Source organism: Billgrantia kenyensis (genome assembly GCF_013697085.1).
Lineage (GTDB): Bacteria > Pseudomonadota > Gammaproteobacteria > Pseudomonadales > Halomonadaceae > Halomonas > Halomonas kenyensis.
This window is the reverse complement of the sequence record NZ_JACEFT010000003.1, coordinates 70,128-92,158: the sequence shown is the minus strand read 5'-3', so window position 1 is coordinate 92,158 and position 22,031 is coordinate 70,128. Positions and strand designations below refer to the sequence as shown.

Here is a 22,031-nt window from a genome sequence, read left to right as displayed (position 1 = left end):
TTCCGATATTGTCATAGGTAGTAGCCAATATCGGGAGGTGAGGGAAATGAAGAAATGTCGTCTAGGCGGAAGGCTCTTGTGCTGGCAGCTCGTGGGGGTTCTCGGGCTGCTGTGGCTCCCGTTTGCTTCAGCGGGCGAATTAAAGATGGGCTTGGTGGCTCCTCTCAGTGGCGCTTCTGCTTCGCTGGGAACAGGAATGCGCGAGGGAATCGAGGCTCGCTTCGCCGAAGTGAATGCCGCTGGCGGGGTACATGGGAAGCGACTCGTGCTGCTCAGCAGGGATGACCACTACGAGCCTCTGCGAGCAGCGCCCGAGACACGGCAACTGATCGAAGAGGAAGAGATCCTGGCCTCGATCGGCAATGTGGGCACCCCTACGGCGATCGTGACCATACCGCTGCATCAGCAGCACCAGACTCTGCTCTATGGGGCATTTACAGGCGCCGGGGGGCTGCGCCTGGAGCCGCCCGATCGTTATGTCATCAACTACCGGGCTAGCTACGTCCAGGAAACGGCCGCCATGATTGAAGGCCTGCTCCAGGCGGGGATAGCGCCGCAAGAGATCGCATTCTTCACCCAGAACGATGGCTACGGTGATGCTGGCTACATCGGTGGCATCCGGGCACTGGAGGCCCATGGATTCGACGATGCGCAGGATCTTGCCCATGGGCGCTATACGCGCAACACGCGCAACATCCACCAGGGGCTGGCTACCATCCTTCAGGCTCCTGTCACGCCCCGAGCCATCATCATCGTTGGAACCTATGGACCTGCGGCGGACTTCATCAGGGAAGCTAGAACAGACCTTCCGGAAGCACTCTTCCTCAACGTTTCCTTCGTCGGAAGCCAGGCCTTGGCGGATGAGCTGGGAGAAATGGCCGAGGGGGTGATCGTGACACAGGTGGTGCCGCCCCTGGATGCCGATCTTCCAGCGGTGCATGCCTACCGCGATGCCCTTGCGCGACATGACCAGAGTGCCGAGCCCGGCTTCATTTCTCTCGAAGGCTACCTTGCCGCATCACTCTTCATAAAGGGGCTCGAGGCTGCAGGTGAGAACCCCGACCGCGAGAAGTTGGTGGATGCGCTTCTGGGTCTGGGAGAGGTAGACCTTGGCTTGGGCGACCCGGTCTCGCTCGGCATCGGGGATCACCAGGCGAGCGATGCCGTCTGGCCTACGCGTATCCGACACGGACATTTCGAGCTGCTGGACTGGTCGTCCGGCCTGCTGCCATGAATCCCATCCTTATCTGAGACAAGGGGCCAGCGGAAGGCGTACTTGCAATCAAGCGCAACCCGAAGGTACCGATATGAAAAGAGTTCTCAGTATAAGAGCCATGCTGGTTGGCCTGTTTCTGGCAGCCGTTCTCGGGTCGGTCGTGCTGGCCACGACCGGCCTCTTATCCAGCCAGCGCCTGGTCGGCTCGCAGCACTTCATATTGAAGGAGGTGCTACCCCTACAGGCTGCCAGCCGCGGCATGGTAGAAAGCATGGGCTTCTTCGGCCAGCGTCATGCCGAGCTGCTGGTGGCCCGAACTGAAGCTGATTTGCAGGCGGCTCTGTCTCAGGAAGATCTGGCTGCACGATTCCAGCGTTCGCGCAGTTCATTACAGACTGAAAGTGATGCCGAGTTGGCAGCCCGTCTGGCCCAGTTGGACAGGAGCTATCGTGAACTTCTCGAGGCAGACGCCTCGCTGGAGCGAGTGCGTCACGACGGTATCGTGCTCGGAGCCAGTATGAGCGAGCGAATCCGTGAGATGCAGGCTCGGATCGGAGAGGTCATGCAGAGCGCTGAAAATATGGCCGGGCGGGCCATGCTGCGTGGCGTTCGAGAGCAGATCACGCTGCGTGAACAAATCGAAGCCTGGCAGGAAGAAGGCATGACGACCTTGCCGACCGCCTTGCTGGTGCAGTCTGTCGGAGAGAGAACCAATATCGCTCAGCTCAGCGGAGAGGTGCGCATGGCGGTCGCCTTGCTTGCCGATATGGGCCGTCAGCTCACCCAGGCGGATACTCCTGATACCCTCACCGACTTGCGCTATAACCAGATCAATCAGCAGATCACGCTGGCCCGGCAGTTGCTCGCCAGTATCGCGGGGTCCACCCAGGCCGACAGCGAGCAAGAGGCATTGGCTGTCGCACTGCGTGACATCGTCGACGAGCTGGAAGCCATGCTCGTGGGGCGTGAGGATGCGGTCTACGACTTGCGCCTGCAGCAGTTGGAGCTCGAAACCCAGCAGCAGCGGGCGCTCGATGCTGTCAGCGAAGCTATGTCGGCAATGCGGGGAGTCCTCTCCGAGGTCGAGGCATTCAGTGTGGCTCAGGCGGACGAGGCGGCCGGTCGTGCCGAAGAGCTGGCAAGCGCCGGGCAGCTCCTGCAGCTCGCCGTGATGCTGGTCGTGATCCTGGTCATGGTCGTGTTCGGTTGGCGGACCATGATCAGGGTGCTGGGACCGTTGGGTCAGATGCGCCAGCAGATGGAGAGTATCGGCGGTGCAGCGGGGACGAGTGCCGATTTGGCCAAGCGGCTCGATGTGACCCGTGGCGATGAAATTGGACGGACGGCACAAGCATTCAATCAGATGATGACAACCTTTGAAGGCATCGTCGCCAGCGTTCGTCGCAGCGCCAGTGAGGTTGCCGTAAGCAGCCGGCAGATTGCCTCCGGCAATGAAGACCTGTCTCAGCGCACCGAAGAGCAGTCGGCTTCGCTGGCTGAGACCGCCTCGAGTCTCGAGCAGATCACTGCAACCGTGCGCCAGACGGCCGATTACGCCCATCGGGCCAGGGACGCCAGCGGCGATGTCAGCCGCAGGGCGAACCAGGCCGGTGATGTCGCGGCCCGTACCGATGCGGCCATGGTGGGCATACGGCAGTCGAGTGAGCGGATCACTTCGATCATTACTGCCATTGACGACCTGGCCTTCCAGACCAGCCTGTTGGCGCTCAACGCTTCGGTGGAGGCGGCACGTGCCGGTGAGCAGGGCCGCGGCTTTGCCGTGGTAGCGGCCGAGGTTCGCAAGCTGGCCGGGCGTAGCGCCGAGGAAGCGGAGCAGATCCGTCAGCTGGTCGGCGAGAGCGTTCGTCGAGTGGAAGAGGGGGCAGAGCTGGTAGCGGCGACGAGCGACCATCTCAAGAGCATTGTCGACAGTCTTTCGAGTGTGACACATCACGTGGGAGAGATTGCTCATGCTACCGAGGAGCAGTCGGCAGGCATCGAGCAGATCAATCAGGCCATCTCCCAGCTTGATCAGGTGACTCACCAGAATGCGAGGCTCGTGCAGGAGGCGGCCAGTGCGAGTCGCTCGCTTGACGAGCGGGCTGCTGCCATGGAGGCGCTCATCGGCCATTTCCAGGTGAGCGAGGTTTCGCCCGACACCCTGCTCCTCTCTTCCCCCCTGAGTCGGGAGTAAGCGAGGCGAGTGCCATCGTCATGCATATGCTTGGCGATGGCGCCAGGGCTTAGAGCTGCTTGATCTCGATGCCCAGCGGTTCGCGGCTGGCCCCGGCCTTTTCCAGGCGTTGGAGATAATCGGCCCAGTAGGCTTCGCGGTGCTCGATCAGCTCGAACAGGTACTCCCAGCTGAAGATGCCGCTGTCGTGGCCGTCGTCGAAGACGAGCTTGACGGCATAGCGGCCCACCGGCTCGATGTTCTTGAGGCCGACGTCCTTCTTGCCGACCTGCAGCACGGCCTGGCTGGGGTGGTGGCCGCGGACCTCGGCGGAGGGGGAGTAGACCCGCAGATACTCCACCGGCAGTCGATGGCTCTCGCCGTCGGCGTAGCTGAGCTCCAGCTCGCGGGCCTTCTTGTGGTAGTGAATCTTGCTGGGGATGGGGACTGTCATGCAGGACTCCGCTTGCATTGGTGAAGCGCAGCTGTCCGGCGACAGGCACTTCGCGGAGGCGCTGTGAACCCATCCCTGGGCGCTACATTCACCATCCCTGGCGAATGACCTCTGCTACGATCTGTCCCCGTCGCTACGCTCATGTAGGCCTCGCTGCTGCGTTGGGCCAGCGCGCTTGCCAAGGTCGCTTGATCGCTCGCCCTGTGCCGCTCACAGCGGCGCGTCTCACACCTACAGGATATACCGCGACAGATCCTCGTCCATGGCCAGCTCGCCGAGCTGGGAGTCGACGTAGGCGGCATCGATCGACAGCGGGCTGCCGAGGTCGGCACCCTTGAACGAGGCCTCCTCGAGCAGGCGCTCCATCACCGTGTGCAGGCGCCGTGCACCGATGTTCTCGGTACCCTCGTTGACCTTCCAGGCGATTTCGGCGATGCGCTCGATGCCGTCCTCGGTGAAGTCGATGTCGAGCCCTTCGGTGGCCAGCAGTGCCTTGTACTGCTTGGTCAGGGCGGCGGAAGGCTCGGTGAGGATGCGCTTGAAGTCTTCCGGGGTGAGCGCCTCGAGCTCGACCCGGATCGGCAGGCGGCCCTGCAGCTCGGGGATCAGGTCGGAGGGGCGCGACAGGTGGAAGGCGCCGGAGGCGATGAACAGAATGTGATCGGTCTTGACCATGCCGTACTTGGTCGAGACGGTGGAACCCTCGATCAGCGGCAGCAGGTCGCGCTGCACGCCCTCGCGGGAGACCTCGCCGCCGCTGGACTGGCCGCTGCCCTTGGCCACCTTGTCAATCTCGTCGAGAAAGACGATGCCGTTCTGCTCCACGGCGTCGATGGCGCGGTGCTTGATCTCCTCTTCGTTGACCAGCTTGGCGGCTTCCTCGTCGCGCAGCAGGGCGAAGGCATCCTTGACCTTGACCCGGCGGCTCTCGGTCTTGTGGCGGCCCATGTTGGAGAACAGGCTCTGCAGCTGGCTGGTCATCTCCTCCATGCCCGGCGGGGTCATGATATCGATACCCGGCCCCTGCGGAGTGATCTCGATATCGATCTCCTTGTCGTCGAGATCGCCCTCGCGCAGCTTCTTGCGAAAGATCTGGCGGGTGGAGCTGTCGCTGCGGGCGTTGTCTTCCTGGCCGCGGGGCGGCGGCAGCAGGGCGTCGAGGATGCGATCTTCGGCGGCGTCCTCGGCGCGGTGGCGTACTTCACCCTTGGCCTGCTCGCGCACCAGCTTGATGGCGGCTTCGGTAAGGTCGCGAACGATCGACTCCACGTCGCGGCCGACGTAGCCCACCTCGGTGAACTTGGTTGCCTCGACCTTGATGAACGGGGCACGGGCGAGCTTGGCCAGGCGGCGGGCGATCTCGGTCTTGCCTACCCCGGTGGGGCCGATCATCAGAATGTTCTTGGGCGTGACCTCGGGGCGCAGGTCGTCGTCGAGCTGCATGCGCCGCCAACGGTTGCGCAGGGCGATGGCCACGGCGCGCTTGGCATCCTGCTGGCCGACGATGTACTGATCCAGGGCGTGGACGATCTCGCGGGGTGTCATCTGGGACATGGGGGCGGCCTTCAGAGCGTTTCGAGGGTGACGTGATGGTTGGTGAACACGCAGATGTCGCCGGCGATTTCCAGCGACTTCTCGGTGATCTCCTTGGCCGAGAGGTCGGTGTTCTCCAGCAGTGCGCGGGCAGCGGCCAGCGCATAGTTGCCGCCCGAGCCGATGGCGATGATGCCGCGCTCCGGCTCCACCACGTCGCCGTTGCCGGTGATGATCAGCGAGGCGTCCTTGTTTGCCACGGCCAGCAGGGCCTCGAGGCGGCGCAGGGCGCGGTCGGTGCGCCAGTCCTTGGCCAGCTCCACGGCGGCCTTGACCAGGTTGCCCTGGTACTTCTCCAGCTGCGCTTCGAAGCGCTCGAACAGCGTGAAGGCATCGGCGGTGCCGCCAGCGAAGCCGGCCAGTACCTCGCCGCGATAGAGCCGGCGTACCTTGCTGGCGTTGCCCTTCATCACGGTGTTGCCCAGCGATACCTGGCCGTCGCCGGCCAGGGCTACCTGGTCACCGCGGCGCACGGAAACGATCGTGGTCATGGAGATAACTCCGTAACGGGGAGCCTTGGCTCCCGGTGACTTTCGGCCCCCGGGGCTGCCCGGGGGGCCGTGAATGAGCGTTCAAGGTAAGTGCGGGCGCCAGTCGGCGAATTCAAGCGCTGCCGGCTGGCGCTTGCGCATGGTGGCGGCTCGTTCATGCGTCCATTTTCAGTTGGTGGCCCGATGGCGCAGGGGGGTGATTCCCTGGGTGGTCATCAAGTCCTCGGCTCGGTTGAGCTCCCGGGTGTCCTCGTAGGGGCCCACCATGACCCGGTGCCATGTCTGGCCGTCGGCGGACTGCACCTGGCTGACCTGGGCCACCAGGCTCAAGTTGCGCAAGCGCTGCTGCAGCTGCTCGGCATCCTCGGGCTGGCGGAACGATGCCGCCTGCAGCATGTAGCGGGTGCCTGCCGGTGAGTCCGTTTCGTTGGCCGGCGTTGCGCTGACCTCATCGCGGAGGTTGGCGGAGATCACCTGGGCGATGGGGTCCTCGGCAGGGGCGGGCTCGGAGGCGGCCTGCGGCTCGACGGGAGGCGGCACATCGACGGTGGGCTCCGGCGGTGAGGCGGTGGAGGCGACTTCGCGCGGGGCCACGACCTCTTCGGGCAGCAGGGTATAGAACTCGAAGGTCGGCATGCGCGGCTCGCGTGGCTCGACGGTCGGCGTGGGGTCGGCCACCTCGGTGGGCGTGCGCGGGATCAGGTTGGCCAGCGGCGAGTCGCTGCCTTCCTGCCAGGGCGCGGTGCCGTGCTGATGCTGCGCCAGCAGGAAGCCCGCGATGACGCCGCCGATGCCCCATAGCCAGCCGGGCAGGCGAAAACCCTGGCGCCGTGCGGGAGCGCGCTTGCGACTGGTGGTGGCGCCGCGTTTCTTCGGCGTGCGACGGGCGGCCATGGCTTACATCTCCTCCGGAGCGCTGACACCCAGCAGGTCAAGGCCGTTGCGCAGTACCTGACGCGTGGCCAGGCCCAGCGCCAGTCGCGCGTTGCGCAGTTCGTCATCTTCGACCATGACCTTCACCGCGTTATAGCAGGAGTGGAACTCCGCCGACAGGTCGAGCAGGTACTGGGCCACCTGCTGCGGCTCGCGGCAGGCGGCGGCATGATCGACCACCTCGGGGTAGCGGGCCAGCCGGTTCATTACCGCCTTCTCCTGGTCTTCCTCGAGCCGTCCCAGACTGACCATGGCCAGATCGTGGTCGAAGCCCAGCTCCTGGGCCTCGGCCTTGCGCAGCATGCTGCATACCCTGGCATGAGCATACTGCACGTAGTAGACCGGGTTGTCGTTGGACTGCGAGCGAGCCAGGTCGATGTCGAAGGTGAGCTGGGAGTCGGCCCTGCGCGCGGCGAGGAAGAAGCGGGTGGCGTCGCGTCCTACCTCGTCGATCAGGTCGCGCACGGTGACATAGCTGCCGGCACGCTTGGAGAGCTTCACCTCCACGCCGGAACGGGTCACCATCACCATCTGGTGCAGCACGTAGTCCGGCCAGCCCTGGGGAATGCCCGCTTCCAGGGCCTGCAGGCCGGCGCGCACCCGGGTCACCGTGGAGTGGTGGTCGGCGCCCTGCTCATTGATCACGGTCGTATAGCCGCGCTGCCACTTGTTCAGATGATATGCGACGTCGGGCAGGAAGTAGGTGTAGCTGCCGTCCGACTTGCGCATGACCCGGTCCTTGTCATCGCCGAAGCGGGTGGTGCGCAGCCACAGGGCGCCTTCACGTTCGTAGGTGTGGCCATTTGCGACCAGCCGCTCGACGGCCTCCTCCACCTTGCCTTCGCGGTACAGCGAGGATTCGAGGAAGTAGACATCGAAGGAGACGCCGAAGGCCTTGAGGTCGAGATCCTGCTCGCGGCGCAGCCAGGCCACGGCGAAGTCGCGGATGGCATCGAGATCCTCGGGATCGGCCTTGGCGGCGACGTGGCGGTCGTCGGCATGTACCGTCTCGCCGGCCAGGTAGTCGTTGGCCACCTCGGTGATGTAGTCGCCGCGGTAGCCATCCTCGGGCCAGCTGGCGTCATCCGGGGTCAGGCCCTTGGCGCGGGCCTGGACCGACAGCGCGAGGTTGGCGATCTGGGCACCGGCGTCGTTGTAATAGAACTCGCGGGTGACGTCATGGCCGGTGGCTTCGAGCAGACGGCAGATACAGTCGCCGATGGCGGCGCCACGGCCGTGTCCCACGTGCAAGGGGCCGGTGGGATTGGCGGAAACGAACTCTACCTGCACCTTCTGGCCGCGGCCCACCAGGCTGCGTCCGAAGGTGTCCCCGGAATCGAGCACCTCGCGTACGACCTGGGCGGCGGCGTCGGTGGCGGCGAAGAAATTGACGAAGCCGGGGCCGGCGATTTCCACCTTCTCCACGGCGTCGCTGTGCGGCAGCGCGGCGATCAGCGCCTTGGCCAGCTCGCGGGGCTTCTTGCCGGCGGGCTTGGCCAGCATCAGCGCCAGGTTGGTGGCGTAGTCGCCGTGGGCCTTGTCCCGGGTGGGGTCGACCTTGATGGTCGGCGAGGTGTCTGCGGGCAGCGTGCCCTGCTGCTTGAGCGTAGCAATGGCGTTCTCGAGCAGGGAAATGATCGTCTCTTTCATGAAGCGGCTATGTCCTGTAGCGACGGGCGCACGAGGTGATGTCGATGACAGACGGCACTTGCGAATGGCGCGGCCACGAAGAATGGGCTGATCGACCATTATCGGCAATTGTGCCGCGGCTTTAAAGGCCGCAGGCTCAGCCCAATGCCTGGGGGTCGACGTCGAGCGACCAGCGCACCCGGCGCGCCTCCGGTGAGCGCTCGAGCCAGGCGGTGAGTCGGGCGCAGGCGGCGTGTAACTGGCTGCGTCGACTCCCGCTCAGCAACAGCTGAACATGGTAGCGATTCTGGCGCCGCTCCATGGGGGCGGGGACCGGTCCCAGGCAGTTCACGTCGGGGGCATGTTCGTGCATCCAGCCCCGCAGCATGGTGGCTGCCTCGCGGCCAAGGGCGCTCGCCGTCTCCTCTCGCGGGCTTTCCAGGCGCAGCAGGGCGAAAAAACGATAGGGCGGCAGGGCGGCGGCACGCCGTTCCGCGAGCAGCTGTTCGGCCAGGGCATCGTAGCCGTGCTCGGCGAGCAGTCGCAGGTGCGGATCGTCGGTATGCAGGGTCTGGACCAGCACACGTCCCGGATGCGCGGCCCGACCGGCCCGGCCTGCCACCTGCACCAGCAGCTGGGCGCTGTGTTCGAGGGCGCGAAAGTCGCTGGCATAGAGCCCGGCGTCGGCATTGACCACCACCACAAGAGTGACATGCGGCAGGTGGTGGCCCTTGGCCAGCATCTGGGTACCCACCAGCAGGCAGGGCTCGCCGCGCCTCACCTGGGCGAGGGTCTGCTCGAGGGCGTCCTTGCGCCGCGTACTGTCGCGGTCGATACGGTGCACCGCCACCTTGGGAAATAGGGCGCCGAGGGTTTCCTCGGTGCGCTCGGTACCGCTGCCCAGCGGTCGCAGGTCGGCGCTGCCGCAGCTGGGGCAGGCATCCGGCACCGGGCGACGCTTGTCGCAGTGGTGGCAGGCCAGCATCGGCGGCTGGCGATGCAGGGTCATGCGTGCATCGCAGGAGTCGCAGTCGGCCAGCCAGCCGCAGGCGTGGCAGGCCAGCGTCGGTGCGAAACCGCGCCGGTTGATGAATACCAGGACCTGGTGGCCGGCTTCCAGGGTCTCGCGAATCGCCTCGATGGCGGGGGGGATGAGCCCGCCCTGGCGTGGGCGGCCACGCAGGTCGAGCAGCTCCAGTCTGGCGGGGGCATGGCGGCTGGCACGGCGCGTCAGGCGCAGGTGGCGATAGTTGCCGCGTCCGGCGTGGTAGAGGCTTTCCAGAGAAGGCGTGGCGCTGCCCAGCAGCAGTGGGATGCCGTGATGCTGGGCGCGGACTACGGCCAGGTCGCGTGCATGGTAACGCAGGCCTTCGTGCTGCTTGAACGAACCGTCATGCTCTTCGTCGACGATGATCGCGCCGGGGCGGGCCAGCGGCGTGAAGATCGCCGAGCGTGTGCCGATGACGATAGGTGCGCGACCGCTGGCCACGGCTTCCCAGGCGTCCAGGCGCTCGTTGTCGGTCAGCCCCGAGTGCAGTGCCACTACCGGGACCCGGAAGCGGCTGCGGAAGCGCGCCAGCGTCTGTGGCGTCAGGCCGATTTCCGGGACCAGCAGCAGCGCCTGGCGCCCTTTGGCAACCACTGCCTCGATCAGTTGCAGGTAGACCTCGGTCTTGCCGCTGCCGGTGACACCGTGAAGCAAACAGGGGTGGAAGGCGTCCAGACGCTCGTGCAACACCCCCAGCGCCTCGGCCTGTTCGCGGTTGAGCGGCAGAGCCGGTTCGGCCAGCAGTTTTTCCGCGGCAGGCTCGGCTGCCGCCAGGGGAGTCTCGCTTCGCTCGACCAGCCGCTTTTCCACCAGGGCGAGCAGCTGTTCGCGGGAATAGCCCTGGGCCAGTACCGCCTGGGTAGGCAGGCCGTGCGGGTGCTGGCGAAGCATGGCCAGCAGTTCGGCCTGGCGCGGGGCCCGCTTGAGGCGAGGGTCATCTTCATCGGGCTTCGCCAAGGCCTGCCAGCGCTCGCGCACGCGCCCGGCCAGCGGGCGACCCTGGCGCAGCAGCACGGGAAGCGCCTGATGCAGGGTGTCGCCCAGCGAATGCTGGTAGTAGCGTGCCGTGAAGCTGCAGAGCCACAGCCAGTCCTCGGGCAGCGGCTCACTGTCGAGGCAGCGTGTCACAGGCTTGAGCTGCTCAAGCGGCAATTCGCTTCGATCGGCACATGCCACAACGACCCCGACGACCTGCCTGCGGCCGAACGGTATGTGCACGCGAATACCTGGCTGCCAGCCGCATGGCGGTGTATCGCGGCCAGGGCGGTAATCGAACAGGCGTCGCAGGGGGGTGGGAACCGCCACCCTCAGCACGCGAGGTGGGGGCGAGGAGTTCGGGTTGGGCAATTGGCCTCCGGCGTCGGCTCTGCTAGAATGTCCGGCCGTCGTGGCACCAGGCTCTGTTTAGGGCCTGGGCCTGCGGCTACCGGTTGGTTTGAACGACTTAACGTTGAACGAGTAGCGACGAAAGACAACCCGTATGCGGTGCCTGGCATTGGATCAGGTGGCGGCATACCGCTCATGAGGCTCAAGATGAAACAAGGTATTCACCCGGATTACAAGATGGTCACCGCGACCTGCTCCTGCGGCGCGACCTTCGAGGTCGGTTCCACTGCCGGCCATGACCTGTCACTCGACGTCTGCTCGCAGTGCCATCCCTTCTACACCGGCAAGCAGAAGCAGGCGACCACCGGTGGTCGCGTCGAGCGTTTCAACAAGCGTTTCGGGGCCGCCATCAAGCGGGGCTGACTCTAGGCAGCGACGCAGCGCCATCTCGGAAAACCCGCCTTCACGGCGGGTTTTCTTTTTGCAGCGCCTGGGTGAGGGCGGTTAGCGATAAGCAATGGCTTATGCCTGCCAGGGTTAGCATAAGTTGCAGCAAATGGCTGCTAAGTTTCGCGAAAGGATGGGCAAAATCCTTGAACGCCCGTTTTATTGAGGTGTGGAAGGTTTTTCTATATGGTATTTGTCCTTTCCCAATGATGGATACCGGACCCAAGCATGACAGACGCCAAGAAGCAGGCAGCGCTGGACTATCACGCCAAGCCGATTCCCGGAAAACTATCCGTGGAGCTGACCAAGCCCACTGCTACCGCTCGTGATCTCTCCCTTGCCTATAGTCCTGGTGTCGCCGAGCCCGTTCGTGAGATCGCCCGCGACCCAGAGAATGCCTATCGCTACACCGGCAAGGGCAACCTGGTGGCAGTGATCTCCGACGGCAGCGCTATTCTCGGCCTGGGCAACCTCGGGCCGCTGGCCAGCAAGCCGGTGATGGAAGGCAAGGGGGTGCTGTTCAAGTGTTTTGCCGGGATCAATTCGGTGGACGTCGAGGTCAACGCCGAGAGCCCGCAGGCCTTTATCGATACGGTAGCGCGGATCGCCGATTCCTGGGGCGGCATCAATCTCGAAGACATCAAGGCGCCGGAGTGCTTCGAGATCGAGCAGGCGCTCATCGAGCAGTGCAGTATCCCGGTATTTCATGACGATCAGCATGGCACTGCCATTGTCACCGCGGCAGGCATGCTCAATGCGCTGGAGATCGCCGGCAAGCGTCTGGAGGACGCCAGGATCGTCTGCCTGGGCGCCGGTGCTGCGGCCATTGCCTGCATGAAGCTGCTGCTCTCCTGCGGTGCGCGTGCCGAGAACCTGATCATGCTCGACCGGCGCGGCGTGATCCATGCCGGTCGCGAAGGCCTCAACCCCTACAAGGCCATGTTCGCGGTGGACACCGACAAGCGCACGCTGGATGATGCCATCGACGGTGCCGACGTCTTCATCGGCCTTTCCGGGCCCAATCTGGTTACCGCCGAGCACATGCGCAAGATGGCGCCGAACCCCATCGTCTTCGCCTGCACCAACCCCGACCCGGAGATCCATCCCGACGTGGCCCGCGAGGCCCGGCCCGATGTGATCATGGCCACTGGCCGCTCCGACTACCCCAATCAGGTCAATAACGTGCTGGGGTTCCCCTTCATCTTCCGCGGTGCGCTGGACGTTCGTGCCACGCGAATCAACGAGGCGATGAAGGTGGCTGCGGTTCATGCGCTCAAGGATCTGGCTCGCGAGCCGGTGCCTCAGGAGGTGCTCGATGCCTACGAGCGTGACCACATGGCGTTCGGCCCGGAATATATCATTCCCACGCCTGTCGATATCCGCCTGCTGGAGCGCATCCCTGCGGCGGTGGCTCAGGCTGCGGTGGACTCCGGTGTGGCGCGCCGCCCCTACCCGGCACACTATCCGCTGAGTTCGATCGACGACGTCTACGGCAGTTGAGCGTCCGCTTCGCCCGCATTGACTGCGCCGGCCCCGGGCCGGCGCAGTGCGTTACGCCGGTGTGCTCGCTTACCAGGTGTAGAGCAGCGTCACGCTGGTGGTGTGGTCGGTGCGGGCATCGGCCGTTTCCGGTGGGTCCGAGTTGTGCCTCGCCTCGTAGGAGAGGCGCATCGACAGGCGCGAGTTGAGCCTGGCGGTGAGCGAGGAGATCGAGCGTGACGTGGTGTTCTCGCTGGCGGCTTCCACCGACACCTCCTGGCGTACGTAGGAGTGAGGCGATAGCGTCCACTGGTAGTCGAGCGCGGCGTAGGCCAGGCCCAGGTTGTCATTCTCCTCGTCCCTGATGCGGTCATGTCGATAGCCGGGCCCTGCTTCCAGCGAAAGGCGATGCCGCTCGCCATCGATGACGTCCCGGCCGTAACCGCCAATCCCGGTGAGCTGGTGGTCATAACCGCTGAAGCGGTCCCTCTCCCAGCGGCCGAAGCCAAACAAGTAGTGGGGGCCGTGAAAGTCGTAGCGCTCGCGCAGGGAGAGCAGGTATTGCTCGGCGCTGGTGGTGCCGTCGCGGGTCACGTTACGGACTTCACCGCGCAGCGTGTGGGTCAGGCGGCCGGTCAGCCAGGTCAATCGGCTCTTGCCGATCAGGGTCTGGCTGTCGGTGTTGCCGGCGAGATGGGTATAGCCAAGCTCGGCTTCGCCGCTGAAAGTGGGAGCGTCTTCTTCGGGTGGCGGAGGGGCATAGAAGACGCTGGCGGCGAGGGTGGAGCCCGGCAGAAGGGCAAGCCCTATTAGGCTCCATGACCTGAATCGTGACATAGCAACGGATCTGTCCTGTTGTCCCGGTTTCGGGTCGCCCCGAGAGGCGACAGTACGGCGGTTGCAAGACGGAGGGCGGCATCCTTGCCGCCCGTTGGTGGTCGAATGCCTAGAAGATCGCCTCGTAGCTTCCGGTGCCCTGTGAGCCGCTGCGCTGCTCAATATCCTGCTCGACGCGGCGCGGCTCCATGTCCGGCAAGAAGTCGGGGTGGAAGATCTCCGTGATGCCGCCGGACTGGCCATCGGTCAGGCGGCGCCCGGTCTGGGCGTCGACGCGAGCGGTGACAAGGCCGGCAGGAGGCTCGGGCTTGGCTTCCGGGCGACCGTTGAGCGCATTGCCCATGAAGTCGATCCAGATCGGCAGGGCGGCGTTGCCGCCATACTCTGCGATGGTTTCGTTGTTGTCCTTGCCGATCCACACGGAAGCCACCAGATCGTCGTTGTAGCCGGCGAACCAGCCGTCGCGCTGATTGTTGGTGGTGCCGGTCTTGCCTACCACGTCACTGCGATTGAGGGACAGTGCGGCACGCCCGGTGCCGCTCTCGATCACATCTCGCAGCATGTCGCGCAGGATATAGACGGCGGTGGGGTCGGCCACCCGTGGGGCGACATCATAGGTCCTGCCGTCGATCACGACCTCCGTCTGGCCGTCGTCGCAGCTGCGACAGGCGATGGCCGGGCGGGCCTCGTCGAGGACGTTCTCGTCGCTGCCGCGGGCGACCCGCTCGATGAACCAGGGCGAGACGCGGTATCCGCCATTGGCCAGTACGGCATAGGCATTGGTCATCTCCAGCGGGGTCAGGTCGGCACTGCCCAGCGCCAGGGAGAGGCCTCGAGGCAGGCGGCTGGGGCTGAAGCCAAAGCCTTCCAGATACTCGATGGTACTGTCGAGGCCCAGAGTCTGCAGGATGCGGATGGTGACCAGGTTGCGCGACCTGGCCAGCGCCACGCGCAGGCGGGTCGGGCCGAGGAAGTCACCGCTGGCGTTGACCGGCCGCCACAGGCTGCTGCCGTCGTGCATGACCACCGGTGCATCGTTGACCACGCTGGAAGCGGTCATCAGGCCGGTGTCGAGCGCGGCGAGGAAGACGAAGGGCTTGAAGATGGAGCCCGACTGGCGCTGGGCCTGCACGGCGCGATTGAAGCTGCTGGCATTGAAGCTGAAGCCCCCCTGCAAGGCAAGGATGGCGCCGGTGTCGGGGTCCATCACCACGATCGAGCCCTCGGCATCGGGGCGCTGGGAGAGCCGCCAGCTGCCGTCGTCGCGCTCCAGGATGCGCACCAGATCGCCGCGGGTGGCGATCTGCTCGGCGGAGCTCGGCTCCGGTCCACGCGAGCGGGGGTTGCGGTACTCGCGCGCCCAGGAGAGGCCATCCCAGTCCAGACTGATAAGCTCGCCGTCGCGTGCCAGCACCTGCATTTCACGTCCTTCGCTTGCCACCACGATGGCTGGCCGCAGCGGTCCGAAGCCCGGGGTGCGCTCGAGCACCCGTACCCAGTTGCTGACGTCGCCTTCGATACCTTCGACCCGGGTCTGACTTCGCTCAGCGGCCTGGCGGGCCGTCTGCATGATCTCGGGGGATTCGTCGAGCTCCTCTTCCAGACCACGCCTTTCGGTGCGCTCCTGGGCCTCGGCAATGCTCGAAGGGATGTCGCGCTCCTCCGGTCCGCGCCAGCCATGGCGGGTATCGTAGTCGATCAGGCCGCGGGCCAGGGCCTCGCGGGCGTAAGGCTGAAGCTCGCTATCCAGCGTGGTGTGGATACGATAGCCACCGGTGTAGGCTTCCTCGCCGAAGCGCTCGATGGCGTACTGGCGTGCCATCTCCGAGACGTAGGCGGCATCGACTTCGATCTGGGCCACGTGGCGCCGGGCCGTGATCGGCTCCTGCACCGCCGCCTCGTAGGTCGCCTGGTCGATGTTGCCCAACTGGCGCATGCGGTAGAGGATCCAGTTGCGGCGAATCAACGAGCGCTCAGGGTTGGCCAGCGGGTTGAACAGCGACGGCGCCTTGGGCAGGCCGGCGATCATTGCCTTCTGCGCCAGGGTGAGCTCATCCAGCGGCTTGTTGTAGTAGATCTCCGCGGCGGCGGCGATGCCGTAGGCGCGATGGCCAAGGAAGATCTTGTTGACGTAGAGCTCGAGGATCTCCTCCTTGGTCAGGATGCGCTCCATCTGCAGGGCCAGGAGAATCTCGCGAATCTTGCGGGTAAAGGTGCGGTCGAGGGTCAGCAGGTAGTTGCGCGCTACCTGCATGGTAACGGTGGAGCCGCCGGATTGGATGTCGCCGCCGCTGGCCGCCAGCTCGAGGCCGGCTCGGGCCAGGCCGCGGGGGTCGACCCCCCGGTGCTCGAAGAAGTTGGCGTCCTCGGCGGCCAGCAGTGCCTGGATGAAATCATCGGGAATCTCGTCGAAGGAGACCGCCATGCGGCGCTCGTCACCGTACTCGCCAATCAGCTTGCCGTCACGGGTGAAAATGCGTAGTGGGGTATGCAGCTCGAAATCCTGCAGCTGGCGCACGTCCGGCAGGCCCGGCGTAAAGTAGAGCGCCGCGCCGGCCACGCTGAGCAGGGCAGCGGTGAACAGCGATACCAACAGCCAGAAGGCCGAGAAAACCAGAGTCTTGATCCACTTCATGAAAAGGCGTTGTCCGTGGTGAGAGCGTGAAGAACGTGGCGATGAAAGGTAGCCTTCACTGGCCTACCCATTATAAGGAATCCACGCGGCCCGCCAACAGCGTTGATAAGGCGAACCGTGCAACTTTGTGTGGGCTGACAAAATATCATGTAACCTCGGTCGTGGAGAGCAGGTATGATCTTTGTCAGCCTCGGTGATGCAAATTCCTAGGGCGCAAGAAGGTGGTAAATAAGAACTCAACGCAGCGAATACGCAAGGGCAATACTTGATGCGATTCAGGGCCTCAGGTAAAGGGTTGATCGGCGTCGACATTACCTCGGCCACGGTCAAGCTGATCGAACTCAGGCGGGTGGGATCCCACTACCAGATAGAAAGCTATGCCGTCAGGCCCTTGCGCGAGGGTGCCGTGGTGGAGCGGCGAATCCGCGACATGCGTGAAGTCGCCGATGTGCTGAGGCGTGCCGTGGAAAGTGCCCGCCCCGCCTCGCGGCTTGCCGTGCCGGCCGTGCCGGCCAGCGCCGCCATCACCAAGACCCTGACGCTCCCTGCTTCGCTCAACGATGACGAGATCGAAGCGCGCATTCAACTCGAGTCAGACAAGCATATTCCGTTTCCGTTCAGCGAGGTTGCCTTTGACTTCCAGCGCCTGGGGCTCAATGCCCGCTACGGTGACCAGCAGGATGTGCTTCTCGTGGCCTGTCGCCAGCAGGACGTCAATCAGCTCACCGACGCGCTGAACCAGGCGGGCCTCACGCCGGCGGCGGTTGACGTCGAGGCCTTCGCCATGGAGCGCGCCTTCGGCGAGCTGCGCCAGCAGCTGCCGCCCGCCGCAGGAGACGACGACTGCGTGGCGCTGGTCGATGTCGGTGCCACCATGAACGCCTTCCACGTGCTGCGGGGCGGCCGTATAGTCTACAGCCGTGACACCGTGTTCGGCGGCCGTCAGCTCACCGAGGAGATTCGCGTGCGCTACGGGCTGACCCTGGAGGAGGCCGGCCTGGCCAAGAAGCGCGGCGGCCTGCCCGAAGATTACCAGACCAGCGTCCTGGCACCGTTCATCGACACCCTGGTGCAGCAGATCGGGCGCTCGCTGCAGCTTTACTACACCGCTGGGCGCAAGCATGAGGTCAAGCGCATGGTGCTTGCCGGCGGCTCGAGCGTGATCCCGGGCCTGGCTGAACGGCTGGCCCAGGAAACCGCGATGCAGGTAGTCATCGCCAACCCCTTCCTGCGCATGCGCATCAATTCCCGCATTGATGTCCAGACCCTGGCCAGCGACGCGCCGGCCATGGTGACCGCCTGCGGCCTGGCCATGAGGTCGCCGACATGAGTATCGAGATCAATCTCCTGCCGTGGCGAGAGCGGCAGCGTGGGCGGCGCAGCCGGCGTTTCTATCTGGCGCTGGTCGTCATGGTGCTGCTGGGCGTGTCGGGTGGGCTGGGAATGATGCACTACTACGACACGGCCATGGAGTCGCAGCAGCAGCGCAACGCGCATATTCGTGACCGCATGGCTCAGCTCGAAGGCGATATTCGTTCGATCGGCGAGCATGAGGCGATACGCGAGCGCATGCTCGGCCAGGTCGAGGTCTTCAATGATCTGCAGCAGGGGCGCTCCCAGACCGTCAGGGTGTTTCGCGACCTGACCCTCAGCCTGGTGGAAGGCGTGCACTATACCCAGTTGAGCCGCCAGGGCGACCAGCTGCGTCTGGCGGGGCGTGCCGAGAATAACCGCCAGGTTTCCGAGCAGATGCGCTCGCTTGCCCAGGCGCCTGCCTTCTCCGAGCCGGTGCTGTCGGAAGTCGAGTCGGATGGCGGCCTGCGACGCCGCTTCAGCCTGGGAATGACGCAGCTCATCGATGGGGCCGCCGAAGAGGGGCGGGAAGGCGAGTCGGGGGGAGAGCCATGAACATGCAGGCCGAGATTCGGCGCCTTCGGGAGCTTGACTGGCGCGAGCTGGAGCTCAAGGAGTCGGGTAGCTGGCCGCTGCTGCTGCAGTGGATATGCTGCCTGCTGGTTCTGATCCTTACCCTGGCCGGCACCTACTGGTACCTGGCAGGCCCCAGGGCCGATGAGCTGCAGCGCGCCGAGGCCGAGGAGAGCCGGCTGTTGGTCGACTATCGCAATCGCGCGGCCCAGGCGGCACGCCTGCCGGACATGCTCGAGCAGATGGCCATGCTCGAGTCACGCATGGACGAACTCATGGCGATGCTGCCCTCCGGTGCCGAGATCCCCTCACTGATCGACAGCATCAGCGAGAGCGCTCTCGATCATCACCTCACGATCGACTTTATCCGCCTGCGCAGCGCCATAGAGAGCGACTTCTATATCGAGCGTCCCTTCGATCTGCAGGTCGAGGGCGAATACCACCATATTGCCGGCTTCCTCGCCAGCGTGGCGGCGCTGCCGCGCATCGTTACGCTGCACGACTTCGTCCTGGCACCCGTGGAGGACAGCGATCGCCTGCGGCTGTCGATGCTGGCCCGCACCTATAGCTATCGTCCCCAGGGCGGGGAGGAGGGGCAATGAAGGGGCGCTGGTTCTGGGTTCCGCTCGGCCTGCTGCTGGCAGGCTGTGCCGACCCGCAGCTGGGTGAGCTGGAGCGACGGCTGACCGACATACGCAACGACCCGGGCACGCCGCCAGCGTTGGAAATGCCAGAGGTGCCGGGCTTCGAGCCGGTTCCCTATCGGGAGAGCGATCGCCGCAGCCCCTTCAGGCCCCAGTTGCCCGAGGTGGAGGATGCCCCGGCAGGCGACACTGGCTTGGCTCCCGATCCCGGTCGAACCATGGAGCCGCTGGAGGAGTACGACCTGGAGGCGCTGAGGCTGGTGGGTATCCTGACCATGGGGAGTCGTACCCATGCCCTGGTGCGGGCCCCGGGTGGCGAGGTGCACCAGTTGCGTGCCGGCAACTACCTGGGCAGGAACCACGGTCGCATCGTCAGTGTTACCGATTCGACGGTACAACTGGTCGAGCTGGTGCCTACCGGTGGGGGTAACTGGACGGAACGAACGACACGAATGGCGCTGGAGTAGATCAGTCGCTGAGGAATTGCACTAGCCCGACGCAGGGGAATGGGGAAACAGGCAGGGGGTAGGGGAACGATGAAACATTTGATTGGCAGGCTGGCGGCGGTATGCCTGGCGATGGTGGCGTTGCCTGCCCTGGCGGCATCGACGTTGACCGACCTGAACTTTCGCCAGGGCGAGCGCGGCGAGCTGCTGGTCGACCTCGAGTTCTCAGGTGGCGTGCCCGAGGTGCGTGGCTATCGACTCGACGAGCCGCCGCGCTTGACCATCGATCTGGTGGATACCACCAACGGGCTGGATCGTCGTCGCCTCGACCTGGGGGTTGGCGGCGTGGAGCAGGTCACCGCGCTGGAGGCTGGCTCCCGCACGCGCCTGGTCTTCAACATGGACGGTCCGCTGCCCTATGAGACGACCCAGGAGGGCGATCGCCTGCGGCTGGCGATAGGAGGTGGCGTCTCTGCCCCTGCGGCGACACGCGCCGAGCCGGCTGCGGCAGCCCCGGAGCATGCATCCCCCGCGCCATCCGGTCTGCCGGCGATCGCCGACATCGATTTCCGTCGCGGCGAGGGCGGCGCCGGCCGGCTGATCGTGACCTTCGACCGGGCCGGGGTCGATGCTCGTGTGCGCGAAGCGGGCCGTAACCGCATCGTGGCCGAACTGAGTGACGTCGACCTGCCGGAGTCCCATAACCAGGTCCTCGATGTCAGCGATTTCGGTACGCCGCTGCAGCGCATCACGCCTCGCGTCAGCCGCGACGGCGTCACCTTCGAGATCGAGGGCAGCGGCGAGTTTGCCATGCTCTCGACCCAGAGCGGGCGCCAGCTCACCATCGAGGCTCAGCCGGTCACCCAGCGGGAACGCGAGCAGCGCGTGCGCGAGCAGTTTCCCTACACGGGGGAGCGCATCACGCTCAACTTCCAGGACATCGAGGTACGTTCGGTACTTGCGATCATCGCCGACTTCACCGGTCTCAACCTGGTCGCCAGCGACAGCGTGACCGGCCAGGTGACGCTCAACCTGCAGGATGTGCCCTGGGACCAGGCGCTCGACCTGGTGCTCAAGAGCCATGGCCTGGCCAGCCGCCAGGAAGGCAACGTGATCATGGTGGCGCCGGCCAGCGAGCTGGCCAACATCGAACGCCAGGAGATCGAGGCGCGCGCCCAGGTCGAGACGCTGGCGCCGCTGGTTTCGGAGTACATCCAGGTGCGCTATGCCCGCGCCGAGGACCTTGCCCAGTTGCTGCGCGGTGGCGACGGCTTTGGCCTGCTGACCGAGCGCGGCCGGGTGGCGGTGGATCAGCGTACCAACACGCTGCTGATCCAGGACACCGCCGACCAGATTCAGGAGATCATGCGCACGCTTGACCGACTCGACGTGGCAGTACGCCAGGTACAGATCGAGGCGCGCATCGTCATTGCCCGCGATGGGGTGACCCAGGAGCTCGGCGTCAACTGGGGCGCATCGTCGCGCGGCAGCAGCCGGCTCAATCTGGAGGGAGCGTCCAGCGGCAGCTCTACGGTCGTGACCGGTGAAGGTTTCACCGGCCAACGCGACCCGCGGGGCCAGTTCACCGGTGGATTCGACGATCCGTCGGGCAGCCGCTTCGAGCGTGGTGGCCTGGCAGTGGACCTGGGTAGCGCCAACCCGATGACCAGCTTCGGCTTCGGCTACCTTTCCGGCGACATCCTGCTCGACCTGGAGCTGCGTGCGCTGGAGAGCGAGAACAAGAGTCAGACCATCTCCCAGCCGCGGGTGATCACCGCCAACCAGCGCACGGCACTGATCCAGCAGGGTGAGGAGCGGGCCTTCCAGACCGTCAGCGATCAGGGTACCGAAACCGACTTCAAGGAGGCGCTGCTGTCGCTGGAGGTCACGCCGCAGATCACTCCGGATAATCGCATCATCATGGATCTGGTGATTACCAACGACAGCTTCCGTGAGGCTCTTCCCGGGCAGGCGCCGCCGATCGACACCAACCGTATCGAGACCCAGGTGCTGGTCGACAACGGCGAGACCGTGGTGCTGGGCGGCATCCTCACCACCGAGCAGCTCAGCCGCCTGGCCAAGACGCCGTTCTTCGGGGACCTGCCTGTGCTGGGCAGGCTTTTCCGTTACAATGAAAGCAGCAATCAGAAAGTGGAGCTGCTGGTCTTCATCACTCCACGAATACTCGAGGACGGCATGGCGATTCGCTGATGCAGGATTTGCCCAATCTGATACTGGTCGGCCCCATGGGGGCCGGCAAGAGTACCATCGGCCGCCTTCTGGCGGCCGAACTTTCGCGTGAGTTTTTCGACTCCGACCACGAAATCCAGGCCCGCTGCGGTGCGGATATTCCCTGGATCTTCGATGTCGAGGGCGAGGCGGGTTTCCGTCAGCGCGAAGCGCAGATGATTCAGGAGCTGACCGAGCAGGAGGGCATCGTTCTGGCCACCGGTGGCGGGGCCGTGCTGAGCGAGGAAAACCGTCGCCGGCTGCGCGAACGAGGCACCGTGATCTATCTCTTCACCACGGTCGAGCAGCAGCTCAAGCGCGTGGCCAAGGATCGCAATCGCCCGCTGCTGCAGCGACCCGATCGTGAGCAGGTACTGCGTGAAATGTTCGAGCTGCGTGATCCGCTCTATCGTGCCACGGCCGATGTCGTGGTCCGCACCGACCGGCGCAGCCTGCGAGCGGTGGTCAACGAGATCGTGCGGCGCGTGCAGCGGCTCATCGACCCCCTTCAAGCCAAGGCCTGAC

Annotated in this window: 18 protein-coding genes; 10 read left to right on the top strand and 8 right to left on the bottom strand. The window is 65.1% G+C overall.

What is annotated here, in order from left to right:
- Positions 1-46: 46 nt before the first annotated feature.
- Positions 47-1,234 (top strand): ABC transporter substrate-binding protein, encoded by a 1,188-nt coding sequence (locus H1D44_RS04250; protein ID WP_181513613.1) that lies wholly within the window; start codon positions 47-49, stop codon positions 1,232-1,234.
- Positions 1,235-1,307: 73 nt separating this feature from the next.
- Positions 1,308-3,410 (top strand): methyl-accepting chemotaxis protein, encoded by a 2,103-nt coding sequence (locus tag H1D44_RS04245; RefSeq protein WP_181513612.1) that lies wholly within the window; start codon positions 1,308-1,310, stop codon positions 3,408-3,410.
- Between the two features lie 49 nt (positions 3,411-3,459).
- Here H1D44_RS04245 and H1D44_RS04240 read toward each other — a convergent pair whose 3' ends face one another.
- The 6 genes from H1D44_RS04240 to H1D44_RS04215 all read right to left on the bottom strand — a co-directional run bounded on the left by H1D44_RS04240 (position 3,460) and on the right by H1D44_RS04215 (position 10,884).
- On the bottom strand, positions 3,460-3,843 hold the full coding sequence (locus tag H1D44_RS04240) for a gamma-butyrobetaine hydroxylase family protein (protein ID WP_181513611.1): 384 nt from the start codon (positions 3,841-3,843) through the stop codon (positions 3,460-3,462).
- A gap of 231 nt (positions 3,844-4,074) precedes the next feature.
- On the bottom strand, positions 4,075-5,397 hold the full coding sequence (hslU, locus tag H1D44_RS04235) for an ATP-dependent protease ATPase subunit HslU (RefSeq protein WP_181513610.1): 1,323 nt from the start codon (positions 5,395-5,397) through the stop codon (positions 4,075-4,077).
- An 11-nt stretch (positions 5,398-5,408) separates the two neighbouring features.
- Complete coding sequence (hslV, locus tag H1D44_RS04230) at positions 5,409-5,927, bottom strand: ATP-dependent protease subunit HslV (RefSeq protein ID WP_181513609.1); 519 nt, start codon at positions 5,925-5,927, stop codon at positions 5,409-5,411.
- Positions 5,928-6,095: 168 nt separating this feature from the next.
- A complete protein-coding gene (locus tag H1D44_RS04225) occupies positions 6,096-6,821 on the bottom strand; it encodes an SPOR domain-containing protein (protein WP_181513608.1) in 726 nt (241 codons plus the stop codon).
- Between the two features lie 3 nt (positions 6,822-6,824).
- Positions 6,825-8,510: an arginine--tRNA ligase gene (gene argS, locus H1D44_RS04220; protein WP_181513607.1), complete on the bottom strand. Its 1,686-nt coding sequence runs from the start codon at positions 8,508-8,510 to the stop codon at positions 6,825-6,827.
- A 136-nt stretch (positions 8,511-8,646) separates the two neighbouring features.
- Positions 8,647-10,884, bottom strand: coding sequence for a primosomal protein N' (locus tag H1D44_RS04215; protein WP_181513606.1), 2,238 nt, complete (start codon positions 10,882-10,884; stop codon positions 8,647-8,649).
- 186 nt (positions 10,885-11,070) lie between these two features.
- Here H1D44_RS04215 and rpmE point away from each other — a divergent pair, with 186 nt between their 5' ends.
- Together rpmE and H1D44_RS04205 are read left to right on the top strand one after the other, a co-directional pair.
- Positions 11,071-11,286, top strand: a complete 216-nt coding sequence (gene rpmE, locus H1D44_RS04210; protein ID WP_181513605.1) for a 50S ribosomal protein L31 — start codon at positions 11,071-11,073, stop codon at positions 11,284-11,286.
- A gap of 252 nt (positions 11,287-11,538) precedes the next feature.
- Positions 11,539-12,810 carry a malic enzyme-like NAD(P)-binding protein gene (locus H1D44_RS04205; RefSeq protein ID WP_181513604.1) on the top strand — a complete coding sequence of 424 codons (1,272 nt, stop codon included), beginning with the start codon at positions 11,539-11,541 and terminating at the stop codon, positions 12,808-12,810.
- 69 nt (positions 12,811-12,879) lie between these two features.
- Here the strand turns inward: H1D44_RS04205 and H1D44_RS04200 are convergent, their stop codons facing one another.
- Positions 12,880-13,626: a DUF481 domain-containing protein gene (locus tag H1D44_RS04200; RefSeq protein ID WP_181513603.1), complete on the bottom strand. Its 747-nt coding sequence runs from the start codon at positions 13,624-13,626 to the stop codon at positions 12,880-12,882.
- A gap of 109 nt (positions 13,627-13,735) precedes the next feature.
- Positions 13,736-16,261: a penicillin-binding protein 1A gene (locus H1D44_RS04195; RefSeq protein WP_181513602.1), complete on the bottom strand. Its 2,526-nt coding sequence runs from the start codon at positions 16,259-16,261 to the stop codon at positions 13,736-13,738.
- A 268-nt stretch (positions 16,262-16,529) separates the two neighbouring features.
- Here H1D44_RS04195 and pilM point away from each other — a divergent pair, with 268 nt between their 5' ends.
- The 6 genes from pilM (at position 16,530) to aroK (ending at position 22,030) form a co-directional block, all read left to right on the top strand.
- A complete protein-coding gene (pilM, locus tag H1D44_RS04190; RefSeq protein ID WP_181513601.1) occupies positions 16,530-17,591 on the top strand; it encodes a type IV pilus assembly protein PilM in 1,062 nt (353 codons plus the stop codon).
- On the top strand, positions 17,588-18,169 hold the full coding sequence (locus tag H1D44_RS04185; protein ID WP_181513600.1) for a PilN domain-containing protein: 582 nt from the start codon (positions 17,588-17,590) through the stop codon (positions 18,167-18,169). Before pilM ends, H1D44_RS04185 begins: the two co-directional genes overlap by 4 nt.
- Positions 18,166-18,789: a type IV pilus inner membrane component PilO gene (locus H1D44_RS04180; RefSeq protein ID WP_181513599.1), complete on the top strand. Its 624-nt coding sequence runs from the start codon at positions 18,166-18,168 to the stop codon at positions 18,787-18,789. The genes H1D44_RS04185 and H1D44_RS04180 overlap by 4 nt, the downstream gene beginning before the upstream one ends.
- Positions 18,786-19,298 carry a pilus assembly protein PilP gene (locus H1D44_RS04175; RefSeq protein ID WP_181513598.1) on the top strand — a complete coding sequence of 171 codons (513 nt, stop codon included), beginning with the start codon at positions 18,786-18,788 and terminating at the stop codon, positions 19,296-19,298. Before H1D44_RS04180 ends, H1D44_RS04175 begins: the two co-directional genes overlap by 4 nt.
- 69 nt (positions 19,299-19,367) lie before the next feature.
- Positions 19,368-21,488: a type IV pilus secretin PilQ gene (locus tag H1D44_RS04170; protein WP_181513597.1), complete on the top strand. Its 2,121-nt coding sequence runs from the start codon at positions 19,368-19,370 to the stop codon at positions 21,486-21,488.
- On the top strand, positions 21,488-22,030 hold the full coding sequence (aroK, locus tag H1D44_RS20945) for a shikimate kinase AroK (RefSeq protein WP_181513596.1): 543 nt from the start codon (positions 21,488-21,490) through the stop codon (positions 22,028-22,030). The genes H1D44_RS04170 and aroK overlap by 1 nt, the downstream gene beginning before the upstream one ends.
- Position 22,031 lies beyond the last annotated feature (1 nt).

What these genes read in the sequence shown, in the direction of transcription:
- H1D44_RS04250 (WP_181513613.1), top strand. Translation starts at nt 47, where the DNA reads ATGAAGAAATGTCGTCTAGGCGGAAGGCTCTTGTGCTGGCAGCTCGTG.
- H1D44_RS04245 (WP_181513612.1), top strand. Translation starts at nt 1,308, where the DNA reads ATGAAAAGAGTTCTCAGTATAAGAGCCATGCTGGTTGGCCTGTTTCTG.
- H1D44_RS04240 (WP_181513611.1), bottom strand. Translation starts at nt 3,843, where the DNA reads ATGACAGTCCCCATCCCCAGCAAGATTCACTACCACAAGAAGGCCCGC.
- hslU (WP_181513610.1), bottom strand. Translation starts at nt 5,397, where the DNA reads ATGTCCCAGATGACACCCCGCGAGATCGTCCACGCCCTGGATCAGTAC.
- hslV (WP_181513609.1), bottom strand. Translation starts at nt 5,927, where the DNA reads ATGACCACGATCGTTTCCGTGCGCCGCGGTGACCAGGTAGCCCTGGCC.
- H1D44_RS04225 (WP_181513608.1), bottom strand. Translation starts at nt 6,821, where the DNA reads ATGGCCGCCCGTCGCACGCCGAAGAAACGCGGCGCCACCACCAGTCGC.
- argS (WP_181513607.1), bottom strand. Translation starts at nt 8,510, where the DNA reads ATGAAAGAGACGATCATTTCCCTGCTCGAGAACGCCATTGCTACGCTC.
- rpmE (WP_181513605.1), top strand. Translation starts at nt 11,071, where the DNA reads ATGAAACAAGGTATTCACCCGGATTACAAGATGGTCACCGCGACCTGC.
- H1D44_RS04205 (WP_181513604.1), top strand. Translation starts at nt 11,539, where the DNA reads ATGACAGACGCCAAGAAGCAGGCAGCGCTGGACTATCACGCCAAGCCG.
- H1D44_RS04200 (WP_181513603.1), bottom strand. Translation starts at nt 13,626, where the DNA reads ATGTCACGATTCAGGTCATGGAGCCTAATAGGGCTTGCCCTTCTGCCG.
- H1D44_RS04195 (WP_181513602.1), bottom strand. Translation starts at nt 16,261, where the DNA reads ATGAAGTGGATCAAGACTCTGGTTTTCTCGGCCTTCTGGCTGTTGGTA.
- pilM (WP_181513601.1), top strand. Translation starts at nt 16,530, where the DNA reads ATGCGATTCAGGGCCTCAGGTAAAGGGTTGATCGGCGTCGACATTACC.
- H1D44_RS04185 (WP_181513600.1), top strand. Translation starts at nt 17,588, where the DNA reads ATGAGTATCGAGATCAATCTCCTGCCGTGGCGAGAGCGGCAGCGTGGG.
- H1D44_RS04180 (WP_181513599.1), top strand. Translation starts at nt 18,166, where the DNA reads ATGAACATGCAGGCCGAGATTCGGCGCCTTCGGGAGCTTGACTGGCGC.
- H1D44_RS04175 (WP_181513598.1), top strand. Translation starts at nt 18,786, where the DNA reads ATGAAGGGGCGCTGGTTCTGGGTTCCGCTCGGCCTGCTGCTGGCAGGC.
- H1D44_RS04170 (WP_181513597.1), top strand. Translation starts at nt 19,368, where the DNA reads ATGAAACATTTGATTGGCAGGCTGGCGGCGGTATGCCTGGCGATGGTG.
- aroK (WP_181513596.1), top strand. Translation starts at nt 21,488, where the DNA reads ATGCAGGATTTGCCCAATCTGATACTGGTCGGCCCCATGGGGGCCGGC.